This is a genomic window from Shigella sonnei (assembly GCF_002950395.1).
In the GTDB taxonomy this organism is placed as follows: Bacteria; Pseudomonadota; Gammaproteobacteria; order Enterobacterales; family Enterobacteriaceae; genus ECMA0423.
The window spans coordinates 4,858,541-4,872,017 of record NZ_CP026802.1; the positions used below are offsets into that span (position 1 = coordinate 4,858,541).

The following is a 13,477-nucleotide window of genomic DNA, read 5'->3' on the forward strand; positions in this document are numbered from 1 at the left end:
GGGATAAACCGGGCGCACTGGATGCGATGATGGATATCACTTAGAATTCCCCGCCCCTGCGGTAGAACACCCAGCTCCCATTTTCAAACCCATCAAGACGCCTTCGCCAACTCCTTCACCAGAGGTAGCATTATCCGCATAACGTCACGGCAGCGACGTTCTATTCTTCCAGGAAGTGCCTTATCAATATGCTGTTGATTATCCAGTCTTACGTCATGCCAGCTATTTCCCGCAGGGAATGCGGCTGTTTTTGCGCGTTGCTGATAACCATCCTTATTCCCAAGATTCCAGTTAGTCGCTTCCACCGAAAGTACAGCAATGCCCGCTTTGTCGAATATTTCTGCGTCATTACAACACCCAGTGCCTTTCGGATAATTTTTATTCAAACCCGGATTGGTCGTTGCGGCTATTCCGTGACTGCGCGCAATTGCCAGCGCCCTGTCGCGCGTTAATTTCCTTACTGCTTCAGGGGTTTTTACACCGCTGTTGAAATACAATTTATCGCCAACAATTAAGTTATCGAGATTAATCACCAGCAGCGTATTTTTCTTTTCGGTGTCACTCATCCGCTTGAGTAAATTCTCAGCGCCTAATTTTCCTTCCTCTTCGCCGCTGGTCGCCACAAATCGAATACCATACTCGGTAGGCGTATTTTTCAGGCGTTCTGCCAGTTCCAGCATGACACCTAAACCTGCGGCGTTATCATCCATTCCTTGTAACGTCAGCCCGCCGAGATTGGCATCGGCGTCAGCATCGCTCAGCGGGGCGTAAGTATCCAGATGCGCCATAATGATGATCTGCTGCGGCGCTTTGCCTTCATGAGCGGCAATCACCGTACTTCCCGTCACGTTATGCCAGCTCTTACGATTATCGCGGGCAGTATAAATATACCGACTATTAAATGTCCGAATATCACTGCGATAACCCATTTGCTGAAACTGTTGGCGAATATAATCGGCAGATAACATTTCTGCAGGAGTTCCGGTCATGCGTCCCGGAAAGAAAGTAGCAATATGTCGTGCCTGAGTATTAGCAAAATCGCCAGGTTTAGGTGACGAGGCGTGTACGGGGAGAATAAAGCATACGCCGAGCGCCAGGGCAGCGGTACGGTGGCGCAATGCGGAAAACATAGTGAGTCCTTAAATACCATGCAAATTTTTTTACCGCCATAGTATGAAACTGCCGCTGCGCTAAAACAATTTCAAATCTTCCTAAACGCCAGAAATCCGGTGCCTTAAGCACTTTTTGATATTAGCTTTGCCAAATCGTTATTCCGTTAAGGAACTACTCATTCTAATTGGTAATTTCATTCGTTCTCTTACGCTCCCTATAGTCGAAACATCTGATGGCAAGAAAATAGCGGTATTGCAAAGGAACGGTTATGGATCAAATACGACTTACTCACCTGCGGCAACTGGAGGCGGAAAGCATCCACATTATTCGCGAGGTGGCGGCAGAATTCTCAAATCCGGTGATGCTCTACTCTATCGGTAAAGATTCCAGCGTCATGCTGCATTTGGCGCGCAAGGCGTTTTATCCAGGTACGCTGCCTTTCCCGTTGCTGCATGTCGATACCGGCTGGAAATTCCGCGAGATGTATGAGTTCCGCGATCGTACGGCGAAAGCCTACGGCTGCGAGCTGCTGGTGCATAAAAACCCGGAAGGCGTGGCGATGGGGATTAATCCATTCGTGCACGGCAGCGCGAAACATACCGATATTATGAAAACTGAAGGCCTGAAACAGGCGCTGAACAAATACGGTTTTGATGCCGCCTTCGGTGGTGCGCGCCGTGACGAAGAGAAATCCCGCGCTAAAGAGCGAATCTACTCTTTCCGTGACCGCTTCCATCGCTGGGATCCGAAAAATCAGCGCCCGGAGCTGTGGCACAACTACAACGGGCAAATTAACAAAGGCGAAAGCATCCGCGTCTTCCCACTCTCTAACTGGACCGAGCAGGATATCTGGCAATACATCTGGCTGGAAAATATCGACATTGTGCCGCTGTATCTCGCTGCGGAACGTCCGGTTCTGGAACGCGACGGTATGTTGATGATGATTGATGACAACCGTATCGACCTGCAACCGGGCGAAGTGATTAAAAAACGGATGGTGCGTTTCCGTACGCTGGGCTGCTGGCCGCTGACCGGTGCGGTGGAGTCAAATGCACAAACACTGCCGGAAATCATCGAAGAGATGCTGGTTTCCACCACCAGTGAACGTCAGGGCCGCGTGATTGACCGCGACCAGGCGGGATCTATGGAGCTGAAAAAACGTCAGGGGTATTTTTAAGATGAACACCGCACTTGCACAACAAATCGCCAATGAAGGCGGCGTCGAAGCCTGGATGATTGCGCAACAACATAAAAGCCTGCTGCGTTTTCTGACCTGTGGCAGCGTCGATGACGGCAAAAGCACTCTGATTGGTCGCCTGCTGCACGATACTCGCCAAATCTATGAAGATCAGCTCTCATCGCTGCATAACGACAGTAAGCGTCACGGTACCCAGGGCGAAAAGCTGGATCTGGCTCTGCTGGTGGACGGCCTGCAAGCTGAGCGCGAACAGGGCATCACTATTGATGTGGCCTACCGCTATTTCTCTACCGAGAAGCGTAAATTTATTATCGCCGACACCCCAGGGCACGAGCAGTACACTCGCAATATGGCGACTGGCGCATCGACATGTGAACTGGCGATCTTACTGATCGATGCCCGTAAAGGCGTGCTCGATCAAACCCGTCGTCACAGTTTTATCTCCACACTGTTGGGGATCAAACATCTGGTCGTGGCGATCAACAAAATGGATCTGGTGGATTACAGTGAAGAGACGTTCACCCGTATTCGTGAAGATTATCTGACCTTTGCCGGGCAGCTGCCGGGTAATCTGGATATCCGCTTTGTGCCGCTCTCTGCACTGGAAGGCGACAACGTGGCATCGCAAAGTGAAAGTATGCCGTGGTACAGCGGTCCGACACTGCTCGAAGTGCTGGAAACCGTGGAGATCCAGCGAGTGGTGGATGCTCAGCCAATGCGCTTCCCGGTGCAGTACGTTAATCGCCCGAATCTCGATTTTCGTGGCTACGCCGGAACGCTGGCATCCGGTCGCGTGGAAGTCGGGCAACGTGTAAAAGTGCTGCCCTCTGGTGTGGAATCAAACGTCGCGCGGATCGTGACTTTTGATGGTGATCGCGAAGAAGCCTTTGCCGGAGAAGCGATCACCCTGGTGCTGACGGATGAGATCGACATCAGCCGTGGCGATCTGCTGCTGGCGGCAGACGAAGCGTTACCGGCGGTGCAGAGCGCGTCGGTGGATGTGGTATGGATGGCGGAACAGCCGCTTTCTCCAGGGCAGAGTTACGACATCAAAATTGCCGGTAAGAAGACGCGCGCGCGTGTTGATGGCATTCGCTATCAGGTTGATATTAATAACCTTACCCAGCGTGAAGTTGAAAACCTGCCACTGAATGGGATCGGCCTCGTGGATCTCACTTTTGACGAGCCGCTGGTGTTAGATCGTTATCAACAAAATCCGGTGACGGGTGGGCTGATTTTTATCGATCGCCTGAGCAATGTGACCGTGGGTGCCGGTATGGTGCACGAGCCAGTTAGCCAGGCAACTGCTGCGCCATCTGAATTCAGTGCATTCGAACTGGAATTGAATGCTCTGGTTCGTCGCCACTTTCCGCACTGGGGCGCGCGCGATTTGCTGGGGGATAAATAATGGCGCTGCATGACGAAAACGTCGTCTGGCATAGCCATCCGGTCACTGTGCAACAACGCGAGCTACACCACGGTCATCGTGGTGTAGTGCTGTGGTTTACCGGCCTCTCCGGGTCCGGTAAATCAACGGTCGCCGGGGCGCTGGAGGAGGCGTTACATAAACTCGGCGTCAGTACGTATCTGCTGGATGGCGATAATGTTCGCCACGGATTATGCAGCGATCTCGGTTTTAGCGATGCCGATCGTAAAGAGAATATCCGTCGCGTCGGTGAAGTGGCGAATTTGATGGTTGAAGCCGGACTGGTGGTGCTGACCGCATTTATCTCGCCACACCGCGCCGAACGCCAGATGGTTCGTGAACGCGTAGGAGAAGGGCGCTTTATCGAAGTGTTTGTCGATACGCCGCTGGCGATTTGCGAAGCCCGCGATCCAAAAGGCTTATATAAGAAAGCGCGTGCCGGTGAACTGCGCAACTTTACGGGAATAGATTCCGTTTACGAAGCGCCTGAATCGGCAGAAATTCATCTCAATGGTGAACAATTAGTAACAAATTTGGTACAGCAATTATTAGATCTGTTGAGACAGAACGATATTATCAGATCCTGAGACACCACCGGGTTTCCATGCCCGGTTCGTCAAAGTAACAGGATCAAATATGCGTAATAGCCATAACATTACACTAACAAATAACGACAGCCTTACTGAGGATGAAGAAACCACATGGTCACTGCCTGGTGCCGTGGTCGGTTTTATCTCCTGGTTATTTGCGCTGGCGATGCCGATGTTGATTTATGGCTCTAACACGCTGTTCTTCTTTATCTACACCTGGCCTTTCTTTCTGGCGCTGATGCCCGTCGCGGTAGTGGTGGGGATTGCGCTGCATTCATTGATGGACGGAAAGCTACGCTACAGTATTGTTTTCACCCTGGTGACAGTAGGCATTATGTTTGGCGCACTGTTTATGTGGCTACTGGGCTAATTTGTACTTTCTTGTCTCCTCTGTTCATAATTCAAACCGTAACTAATAATGAGATTATGTTCTGCACGCCCTGGGTATACGTAACAATGGACAAATGTGGTACATTTGCCCGCGTTGTCGCGGTATCCCCAACAGAGGATGTAGAGTCGTCTTCGGATGCATGGGATGATGATGCCGTTTTTCAGGGGGCAGGATGGGTAAACTAACGCTGCTGTTGCTGGCTATTCTGGTCTGGCTACAGTATTCGCTGTGGTTCGGTAAGAACGGTATACATGACTATACCCGCGTCAATGATGATGTGGCGGCACAGCAAGCTACAAACGCGAAACTTAAAGCGCGAAACGATCAACTTTTTGCCGAAATTGACGATCTCAATGGCGGCCAGGAGGCGCTCGAAGAGCGTGCGCGTAATGAACTCAGCATGACCAGGCCGGGCGAAACTTTTTATCGTCTGGTGCCTGACGCGTCGAAGCGCGCACAGTCTGCGGGGCAAAACAATCGATAAATCAGCCCGGGAATTAACATGGCAACCACTCATTTGGATGTTTGCGCCGTGGTTCCGGCGGCCGGATTTGGCCGTCGAATGCAAACGGAATGTCCTAAGCAATATCTCTCAATCGGTAATCAAACCATTCTTGAACACTCGGTGCATGCGCTGCTGGCGCATCCCCGGGTGAAACGTGTCGTCATTGCCATAAGTCCTGGCGATAGCCGTTTTGCACAACTTCCTCTGGCGAATCATCCGCAAATCACCGTTGTAGATGGCGGTGATGAGCGTGCCGATTCCGTGCTGGCAGGTTTGAAAGCCGCTGGCGACGCGCAGTGGGTATTGGTGCATGACGCCGCTCGTCCTTGTCTGCATCAGGATGACCTCGCGCGATTGTTGGCGTTGAGCGAAACCAGCCGCACGGGAGGGATCCTAGCCGCACCAGTGCGCGATACGATGAAACGTGCCGAACCGGGCAAAAATGCCATTGCTCATACCGTTGATCGCAACGGCTTATGGCACGCGCTGACGCCGCAATTTTTCCCTCGTGAGCTGTTACATGACTGTCTGACGCGCGCTCTAAATGAAGGCGCGACTATTACCGACGAAGCCTCGGCGCTGGAATATTGCGGATTCCATCCTCAGTTGGTCGAAGGCCGTGCGGATAACATTAAAGTCACGCGCCCGGAAGATTTGGCACTGGCCGAGTTTTACCTCACCCGAACCATCCATCAGGAGAATACATAATGCGAATTGGACACGGTTTTGACGTACATGCCTTTGGCGGTGAAGGCCCAATTATCATTGGTGGCGTACGCATTCCTTACGAAAAAGGATTGCTGGCGCATTCTGATGGCGACGTGGCGCTCCATGCGTTGACCGATGCATTGCTTGGCGCGGCGGCGCTGGGGGATATCGGCAAGCTGTTCCCGGATACCGATCCGGCATTTAAAGGTGCCGACAGCCGCGAGCTGCTACGCGAAGCCTGGCGTCGTATTCAGGCGAAGGGTTATACCCTGGGCAACGTCGATGTCACTATTATCGCTCAGGCACCGAAGATGTTGCCGCACATTCCACAAATGCGCGTGTTTATTGCCGAAGATCTCGGCTGCCATATGGATGATGTTAACGTGAAAGCCACTACTACGGAAAAACTTGGATTTACCGGACGTGGGGAAGGGATTGCCTGTGAAGCGGTGGCGCTACTCATTAAGGCAACAAAATGATTGAGTTTGATAATCTCACTTACCTCCACGGTAAACCGCAAGGCACCGGGCTGCTGAAAGCCAATCCGGAAGACTTTGTGGTGGTGGAAGATTTGGGCTTTGAGCCTGATGGTGAAGGTGAGCATATTCTGGTTAGAATCCTCAAAAACGGCTGCAATACCCGTTTTGTGGCGGATGCACTGGCGAAATTCCTGAAAATTCATGCCCGTGAAGTCAGCTTCGCTGGGCAAAAAGACAAACATGCTGTTACGGAACAGTGGTTATGCGCTCGCGTGCCAGGCAAGGAAATGCCCGATCTGAGCGCCTTTCAACTGGAAGGCTGCCAGGTGCTGGAGTATGCGCGGCACAAGCGCAAGCTGCGTTTAGGCGCGCTGAAAGGTAACGCCTTTACCCTGGTTCTGCGCGAAGTGAGCAATCGCGATGACGTTGAACAACGTCTGATCGATATTTGCGTAAAAGGTGTACCGAACTACTTCGGTGCCCAACGTTTTGGGATTGGCGGTAGCAACTTGCAGGGGGCGCAGCGCTGGGCGCAAACCAATACTCCGGTGCGCGATCGCAATAAACGGAGTTTTTGGTTGTCGGCAGCCCGCAGTGCGTTGTTTAATCAGATTGTTGCTGAGCGCCTCAAAAAAGCAGACGTTAATCAAGTTGTTGACGGCGATGCGCTACAATTAGCCGGACGTGGTAGCTGGTTTGTCGCAACCACCGAAGAACTGGCGGAATTACAGCGTCGCGTCAACGATAAAGAGCTGATGATAACCGCCGCATTGCCGGGTAGTGGCGAATGGGGAACTCAGCGTGAAGCGCTGGCATTCGAAAAGGCAGCTGTCGCCGCAGAAACTGAATTACAAGCTTTACTGGTGCGCGAAAAAGTTGAAGCCGCGCGCAGAGCGATGTTGCTGTATCCGCAACAATTAAGCTGGAATTGGTGGGATGACGTCACCGTAGAGATCCGTTTCTGGCTTCCGGCGGGTAGTTTTGCAACCAGCGTTGTCAGGGAACTTATCAACACAACAGGTGATTATGCGCATATTGCTGAGTAATGATGACGGGGTACATGCACCCGGTATACAAACGCTGGCGAAAGCCTTGCGTGAGTTTGCTGACGTTCAGGTGGTCGCCCCCGATCGTAACCGCAGCGGCGCTTCAAATTCTCTGACACTGGAATCCTCCCTGCGCACGTTTACCTTTGAAAATGGTGATATTGCTGTGCAAATGGGAACCCCGACCGATTGCGTCTATCTTGGCGTGAATGCTCTGATGCGTCCGCGCCCGGACATTGTTGTGTCCGGCATTAACGCCGGGCCGAATCTGGGGGATGACGTTATTTATTCCGGTACGGTAGCCGCCGCGATGGAAGGCCGTCATTTAGGTTTTCCGGCGCTGGCCGTCTCGCTTGACGGGCATAAACATTACGACACTGCCGCGGCGGTAACCTGTTCAATTTTGCGCGCACTGTGTAAAGAGCCGCTGCGCACCGGACGTATTCTTAATATTAACGTTCCGGATTTACCCTTGGATCAAATCAAAGGTATTCGCGTGACGCGCTGCGGTACACGACATCCGGCAGATCAGGTGATCCCGCAGCAAGATCCGCGCGGCAATACGCTGTACTGGATTGGCCCGCCGGGCGGTAAATGTGATGCCGGTCCGGGGACCGATTTTGCTGCGGTAGATGAGGGCTATGTCTCCATCACGCCGCTGCATGTGGATTTAACTGCGCATAGCGCGCAAGATGTGGTTTCAGACTGGTTAAACAGCGTGGGAGTTGGCACGCAATGGTAAGCAGACGCGTACAAGCACTTCTGGATCAATTACGTGCGCAAGGTATTCAGGATGAGCAGGTGCTGAATGCACTTGCCGCCGTGCCGCGTGAAAAATTCGTTGATGAAGCGTTTGAACAAAAAGCCTGGGACAATATCGCCTTGCCGATAGGTCAGGGGCAGACAATTTCGCAGCCGTATATGGTGGCGCGAATGACCGAATTACTCGAGCTGACGCCGCAGTCGCGGGTGCTGGAAATTGGCACTGGTTCGGGATATCAAACGGCAATCCTAGCGCATCTTGTCCAGCATGTTTGCTCGGTTGAACGGATTAAAGGCTTGCAGTGGCAGGCACGTCGCCGCCTGAAAAATCTTGATTTACATAATGTTTCAACCCGTCATGGCGATGGATGGCAAGGTTGGCAGGCACGTGCGCCGTTTGACGCTATCATTGTTACGGCGGCACCGCCGGAAATTCCAACTGCGCTAATGACGCAGCTGGACGAAGGCGGGATTCTCGTCTTACCCGTAGGGGAGGAGCACCAGTATTTGAAACGGGTGCGTCGTCGGGGAGGCGAATTTATTATCGATACCGTGGAGGCCGTGCGCTTTGTCCCTTTAGTGAAGGGTGAGCTGGCTTAAAACGTGAGGAAATACCTGGATTTTTCCTGGTTATTTTGCCGCAGGTCAGCGTATCGTGAACATCTTTTCCAGTGTTCAGTAGGGTGCCTTGCACGGTAATTATGTCACTGGTTATTAACCAATTTTTCCTGGGGGATAAATGAGCGCGGGAAGCCCAAAATTCACCGTTCGCCGCATTGCTGCTTTGTCACTGGTTTCGCTATGGCTGGCAGGCTGTTCTGACACTTCAAATCCACCGGCACCGGTCAGCTCCGTTAATGGCAATGCGCCTGCAAATACTAATTCTGGTATGTTGATTACGCCGCCGCCGAAAATGGGGACGACGTCTACAGCCCAGCAACCGCAAATTCAGCCGGTACAGCAGCCACAAATTCAGGCTACTCAACAACCGCAAATCCAGCCAGTGCAGCCAGTAGCTCAGCAGCCGGTACAGATGGAAAACGGACGCATCGTCTATAACCGTCAGTATGGGAACATTCCGAAAGGCAGTTATAGCGGCAGTACCTATACCGTGAAAAAAGGCGACACACTTTTCTATATCGCCTGGATTACTGGCAACGATTTCCGTGACCTTGCTCAGCGCAACAATATTCAGGCACCATACGCGCTGAACGTTGGTCAGACCTTGCAGGTGGGTAATGCTTCCGGTACGCCAATCACTGGCGGAAATGCCATTACCCAGGCCGACGCAGCAGAGCAAGGAGTTGTGATCAAGCCTGCACAAAATTCCACCGTTGCTGTTGCGTCGCAACCGACAATTACGTATTCTGAGTCTTCGGGTGAACAGAGTGCTAACAAAATGTTGCCGAACAACAAGCCAACTGCGACCACAGTCACAGCGCCTGTAACGGTACCAACAGCAAGCACAACCGAGCCGACTGTCAGCAGTACATCAACCAGTACGCCTATCTCCACCTGGCGCTGGCCGACTGAGGGCAAAGTGATCGAAACCTTTGGCGCTTCTGAGGGGGCAACAAGGGGATTGATATCGCAGGCAGCAAAGGACAGGCAATTATCGCGACCGCAGATGGCCGCGTTGTTTATGCCGGTAACGCGCTGCGCGGCTACGGTAATCTGATTATCATCAAACATAATGATGATTACCTGAGTGCCTACGCCCATAACGACACAATGCTGGTCCGGGAACAACAAGAAGTGAAGGCGGGGCAAAAAATAGCAACCATGGGTAGCACCGGAACCAGTTCAACACGCTTGCATTTTGAAATTCGTTACAAGGGGAAATCCGTAAACCCGCTGCGTTATTTGCCGCAGCGATAAATCGGCGGAACCAGGCTTTTGCTTGAATGTTCCGTCAAGGGATCACGGGTAGGAGCCACCTTATGAGTCAGAATACGCTGAAAGTTCATGATTTAAATGAAGATGCGGAATTTGATGAGAACGGAGTTGAGGTTTTTGACGAAAAGGCCTTAGTAGAAGAGGAACCCAGTGATAACGATTTGGCCGAAGAGGAACTGTTATCGCAGGGAGCCACACAGCGTGTGTTGGACGCGACTCAGCTTTACCTTGGTGAGATTGGTTATTCACCACTGTTAACGGCCGAAGAAGAAGTTTATTTTGCGCGTCGCGCACTGCGTGGAGATGTCGCCTCTCGCCGCCGGATGATCGAGAGTAACTTGCGTCTGGTGGTAAAAATTGCCCGCCGTTATGGCAATCGTGGTCTGGCGTTGCTGGACCTTATCGAAGAGGGCAACCTGGGGCTGATCCGCGCGGTAGAGAAGTTTGACCCGGAACGTGGTTTCCGCTTCTCAACATACGCAACCTGGTGGATTCGCCAGACGATTGAACGGGCGATTATGAACCAAACCCGTACTATTCGTTTGCCGATTCACATCGTAAAGGAGCTGAACGTTTACCTGCGAACCGCACGTGAGTTGTCCCATAAGCTGGACCATGAACCAAGTGCGGAAGAGATCGCAGAGCAACTGGATAAGCCAGTTGATGACGTCAGCCGTATGCTTCGTCTTAACGAGCGCATTACCTCGGTAGACACCCCGCTGGGTGGTGATTCCGAAAAAGCGTTGCTGGACATCCTGGCCGATGAAAAAGAGAACGGTCCGGAAGATACCACGCAAGATGACGATATGAAGCAGAGCATCGTCAAATGGCTGTTCGAGCTGAACGCCAAACAGCGTGAAGTACTGGCACGTCGATTCGGTTTGCTGGGGTACGAAGCGGCAACACTGGAAGATGTAGGTCGTGAAATTGGCCTCACCCGTGAACGTGTTCGCCAGATTCAGGTTGAAGGCCTGCGCCGTTTGCGTGAAATCCTGCAAACGCAGGGGCTGAATATCGAAGCGCTGTTCCGCGAGTAAGTAAGCATCTGTCAGAAAGGCCAGTCTCAAGCGAGGCTGGCCTTTTCTGTGCACAATAAAAGGTCCGATGCCCATCGGACCTTTTTATTAAGGTCAAATTACCGCCCATACGCACCAGGTAATTAAGAATCCGGTAAAACCGAGAATGGTCGTTAACACTGTCCAGGTTTTCAGACCGTCTGCTACCGACAACCCCAGATATTTGGTCACAATCCAGAACCCTGAGTCATTAATATGTGACGCCCCAAGCCCACCAAAGCAGGCTGCCAGCGTCACCAATACGCACTGAATCGGATTCAATCCCATCACCGCTTCTGAGAGTAACCCGCCGGTTGTCAGGATTGCTACGGTTGCTGACCCCTGCGATGCACGCAGCGCCAGTGAAATAATAAATGCGGCTGGTAACAGAGGCAGGTCAATCATTTGTAGCATGTTGGCAAGGGCTTTGCCGACGCCCGATTCCACCAGCACTTTGCCAAATACCCCTCCAGCACCAGTAACCAAAATCACTACCGCCGCAGTGGGAAGGGCTGAGCCCATAATGTCGCTGGTGTGTTGTAAGCTCCAGCCGCGACGTAAAGCCAATAACCAGAATGCCAGCACCAGCGCAATCATTAGAGCTACCATTGGTGAGCCGATCAGCTGTAGCGTACCAAGCAGGGGATGCGAAGGCGGCATCAGTGTTGCGGAAACCGTACCCGCCATGATAATCGCGATAGGAATAACAATTAGCGAGGTGACCAGCGCGACGCCCGGTGGATTTATTTTATCGCTTAATTTTGTCGCGCCTTCCTCACTGGCCGGAGCCAGTTGCATCTGTTCCAGTACTTCCACCGACATCGCATATTGGTGCTTATTGATTATTTTCGCTGCAAAGTAGCCAACAATCCCTACGGGAATAGAAATCGCAATACCGATGATGGTTAGCCAGCCGATGTCTGCGTGGAGTAACCCCGCTGCGGCGACAGGGCCTGGATGCGGCGGTACCGCCACATGTACAGTTAGCATGATCCCAGCGACAGGCAGGCCAAATTTGAGTGGCGATATTTTGGCAACCTTGGCAAAACCGTAAATGATTGGCGCAAGAATAATAAAGCCGACATCAAAGAAGACGGGAATACCGAGGAAGAACGCTGCCAGAGTCAGCGCAGCGATAGTTCGTTTGTCACCTAACTTGCGACTGAAATAATTAGCCAGTGACTCTGCACCACCAGAGTGTTCGATCATACGCCCCAGCATAGCGCCCAGACCAATAATAATAGTGACGGAACCAAGCACACCGCCCATCCCGGCGATCATCACTTTACCCACTTCGCCCGCCGGTATACCCGCCGCAAGTGCGACTAACAGGCTGACGAGGAGCAGAGCAACGAATGGTTGTACCTTTGCCTTGATGACCAGCAGCAACAGCATGATTACGCCAGCTAACGCAATGCATAACAATGTAATTGTGGACATGGGAAACCCTGTCTGAAAGTTATAGTTAACCTACCCCATCCGTAGATGGGGGGATGTATGGGTACGTTGTAATTAGGGATTTAACGAATTAGCGCCAGGCGTCAAACCAGCCAAGCCCTTCTTCGGTGAGGCCACGAGGTTTATATTCACAACCGATCCAGCCCTGATATCCCACCTCATCGAACAGGCGGAACAGCCACGGATAGTTGATTTCTCCATCGTCCGGTTCATGTCGATCAGGTAGTCCGGCAATTTGTACGTGCGCATATTTCCCAGCGTAGTCGCGGATTAAATGCGTCAGGTTGCCATCTACTTTTTGCGCATGAAAAGTATCTAGTTGAATAAACACGTTATCTCGCGCAACCTCTTCAACAATAGCCAGTGCCTGATACTGGCTGGAGAAGAGATAATGAGGCTTAACGTCGGGGCTGAGTGCTTCAACTAATATTCGCTTGCCGTGTAGCGCAAAGCGGTCGGCAGCGTAGCGGAGATTATCGATAAATACTGCCCGGTACCGTTCAGCGTCTTCGCCAGCGGGCACGACGCCTGCCATCACATGGACTTGTTCACAATTGAGCGCCAATGCATATTCCAGTGCCAGGTCGATGTCTGCGTGTGCTTCGTGCTCACGTCCGGGAAGGGCGGATAATCCCCATTCCCCCGCATTAATATCTCCGGGAGCGGTATTGAACAGCGCCAGTGTCAGATGGTTTTGCTCCAGTTGCTTTTGGATTTGCAGGGTGGAGTAGTCATAGGGAAACAGAAATTCCACAGCATCGAACCCGGCTTTTCGCGCTGCGGCGAAGCGTTCAATAAAAGGCACTTCGGTGAACATCATGGATAAATTAGCTGCAAAACGAGGCATTGC

General features: G+C 52.1%; 14 protein-coding genes and 1 pseudogene. 12 read left to right on the forward strand and 3 right to left on the reverse strand.

The window, feature by feature from the left end:
* Window positions 1-92: 92 nt before the first annotated feature.
* Entirely contained in the window at window positions 93-1,130 is a 1,038-nt protein-coding gene (gene iap, locus C1P89_RS25000; protein ID WP_000490426.1) for an alkaline phosphatase isozyme conversion aminopeptidase, read from the reverse strand.
* 251 nt (window positions 1,131-1,381) lie between these two features.
* Here iap and cysD point away from each other — a divergent pair, with 251 nt between their 5' ends.
* The 12 genes and pseudogenes from cysD to rpoS all read left to right on the forward strand — a co-directional run bounded on the left by cysD (window position 1,382) and on the right by rpoS (window position 11,151).
* Complete coding sequence (gene cysD, locus C1P89_RS25005; RefSeq protein WP_000372108.1) at window positions 1,382-2,290, forward strand: sulfate adenylyltransferase subunit CysD; 909 nt, start codon at window positions 1,382-1,384, stop codon at window positions 2,288-2,290.
* 1 nt (window position 2,291) lies between these two features.
* Window positions 2,292-3,719, forward strand: coding sequence for a sulfate adenylyltransferase subunit CysN (gene cysN, locus C1P89_RS25010; protein WP_001090361.1), 1,428 nt, complete (start codon window positions 2,292-2,294; stop codon window positions 3,717-3,719).
* A complete protein-coding gene (cysC, locus tag C1P89_RS25015; protein ID WP_001173673.1) occupies window positions 3,719-4,324 on the forward strand; it encodes an adenylyl-sulfate kinase in 606 nt (201 codons plus the stop codon). The genes cysN and cysC overlap by 1 nt, the downstream gene beginning before the upstream one ends.
* 49 nt (window positions 4,325-4,373) lie before the next feature.
* Window positions 4,374-4,697 (forward strand): DUF3561 family protein, encoded by a 324-nt coding sequence (locus tag C1P89_RS25020; protein ID WP_001246104.1) that lies wholly within the window; start codon window positions 4,374-4,376, stop codon window positions 4,695-4,697.
* 193 nt (window positions 4,698-4,890) lie between these two features.
* Entirely contained in the window at window positions 4,891-5,202 is a 312-nt protein-coding gene (gene ftsB / locus C1P89_RS25025) for a cell division protein FtsB (protein ID WP_000517476.1), read from the forward strand.
* Window positions 5,203-5,220: 18 nt separating this feature from the next.
* Window positions 5,221-5,931, forward strand: a complete 711-nt coding sequence (gene ispD / locus C1P89_RS25030; RefSeq protein WP_000246138.1) for a 2-C-methyl-D-erythritol 4-phosphate cytidylyltransferase — start codon at window positions 5,221-5,223, stop codon at window positions 5,929-5,931.
* On the forward strand, window positions 5,931-6,410 hold the full coding sequence (gene ispF, locus C1P89_RS25035) for a 2-C-methyl-D-erythritol 2,4-cyclodiphosphate synthase (protein WP_001219242.1): 480 nt from the start codon (window positions 5,931-5,933) through the stop codon (window positions 6,408-6,410). Before ispD ends, ispF begins: the two co-directional genes overlap by 1 nt.
* The gene (truD, locus tag C1P89_RS25040) at window positions 6,407-7,456 is read left to right on the forward strand and encodes a tRNA pseudouridine(13) synthase TruD (RefSeq protein ID WP_000568942.1); all 1,050 of its coding nucleotides are present in this window, start codon (window positions 6,407-6,409) and stop codon (window positions 7,454-7,456) included. The genes ispF and truD overlap by 4 nt, the downstream gene beginning before the upstream one ends.
* Window positions 7,437-8,198 (forward strand): 5'/3'-nucleotidase SurE, encoded by a 762-nt coding sequence (gene surE / locus C1P89_RS25045; protein ID WP_001295182.1) that lies wholly within the window; start codon window positions 7,437-7,439, stop codon window positions 8,196-8,198. Before truD ends, surE begins: the two co-directional genes overlap by 20 nt.
* Entirely contained in the window at window positions 8,192-8,818 is a 627-nt protein-coding gene (gene pcm, locus C1P89_RS25050) for a protein-L-isoaspartate O-methyltransferase (RefSeq protein ID WP_000254708.1), read from the forward strand. The genes surE and pcm overlap by 7 nt, the downstream gene beginning before the upstream one ends.
* A 184-nt stretch (window positions 8,819-9,002) precedes the next feature.
* Window positions 9,003-10,096 (forward strand): annotated as a pseudogene (nlpD, locus tag C1P89_RS25055) (murein hydrolase activator NlpD).
* Window positions 10,097-10,158: 62 nt separating this feature from the next.
* On the forward strand, window positions 10,159-11,151 hold the full coding sequence (rpoS, locus tag C1P89_RS25060) for an RNA polymerase sigma factor RpoS (protein ID WP_000081550.1): 993 nt from the start codon (window positions 10,159-10,161) through the stop codon (window positions 11,149-11,151).
* Between the two features lie 93 nt (window positions 11,152-11,244).
* Here the strand turns inward: rpoS and C1P89_RS25065 are convergent, their stop codons facing one another.
* Together C1P89_RS25065 and C1P89_RS25070 are read right to left on the reverse strand one after the other, a co-directional pair.
* Window positions 11,245-12,609, reverse strand: a complete 1,365-nt coding sequence (locus C1P89_RS25065) for a GntP family transporter (protein WP_000104429.1) — start codon at window positions 12,607-12,609, stop codon at window positions 11,245-11,247.
* Window positions 12,610-12,697: 88 nt separating this feature from the next.
* Window positions 12,698-13,474: an HPr family phosphocarrier protein gene (locus C1P89_RS25070; protein WP_001136918.1), complete on the reverse strand. Its 777-nt coding sequence runs from the start codon at window positions 13,472-13,474 to the stop codon at window positions 12,698-12,700.
* Between the last annotated feature and the right edge of the window lie 3 nt (window positions 13,475-13,477).

What these genes read in the sequence shown, in the direction of transcription:
- iap (WP_000490426.1), bottom strand. Translation starts at nt 1,130, where the DNA reads ATGTTTTCCGCATTGCGCCACCGTACCGCTGCCCTGGCGCTCGGCGTA.
- cysD (WP_000372108.1), top strand. Translation starts at nt 1,382, where the DNA reads ATGGATCAAATACGACTTACTCACCTGCGGCAACTGGAGGCGGAAAGC.
- cysN (WP_001090361.1), top strand. Translation starts at nt 2,292, where the DNA reads ATGAACACCGCACTTGCACAACAAATCGCCAATGAAGGCGGCGTCGAA.
- cysC (WP_001173673.1), top strand. Translation starts at nt 3,719, where the DNA reads ATGGCGCTGCATGACGAAAACGTCGTCTGGCATAGCCATCCGGTCACT.
- C1P89_RS25020 (WP_001246104.1), top strand. Translation starts at nt 4,374, where the DNA reads ATGCGTAATAGCCATAACATTACACTAACAAATAACGACAGCCTTACT.
- ftsB (WP_000517476.1), top strand. Translation starts at nt 4,891, where the DNA reads ATGGGTAAACTAACGCTGCTGTTGCTGGCTATTCTGGTCTGGCTACAG.
- ispD (WP_000246138.1), top strand. Translation starts at nt 5,221, where the DNA reads ATGGCAACCACTCATTTGGATGTTTGCGCCGTGGTTCCGGCGGCCGGA.
- ispF (WP_001219242.1), top strand. Translation starts at nt 5,931, where the DNA reads ATGCGAATTGGACACGGTTTTGACGTACATGCCTTTGGCGGTGAAGGC.
- truD (WP_000568942.1), top strand. Translation starts at nt 6,407, where the DNA reads ATGATTGAGTTTGATAATCTCACTTACCTCCACGGTAAACCGCAAGGC.
- surE (WP_001295182.1), top strand. Translation starts at nt 7,437, where the DNA reads ATGCGCATATTGCTGAGTAATGATGACGGGGTACATGCACCCGGTATA.
- pcm (WP_000254708.1), top strand. Translation starts at nt 8,192, where the DNA reads ATGGTAAGCAGACGCGTACAAGCACTTCTGGATCAATTACGTGCGCAA.
- rpoS (WP_000081550.1), top strand. Translation starts at nt 10,159, where the DNA reads ATGAGTCAGAATACGCTGAAAGTTCATGATTTAAATGAAGATGCGGAA.
- C1P89_RS25065 (WP_000104429.1), bottom strand. Translation starts at nt 12,609, where the DNA reads ATGTCCACAATTACATTGTTATGCATTGCGTTAGCTGGCGTAATCATG.
- C1P89_RS25070 (WP_001136918.1), bottom strand. Translation starts at nt 13,474, where the DNA reads ATGCCTCGTTTTGCAGCTAATTTATCCATGATGTTCACCGAAGTGCCT.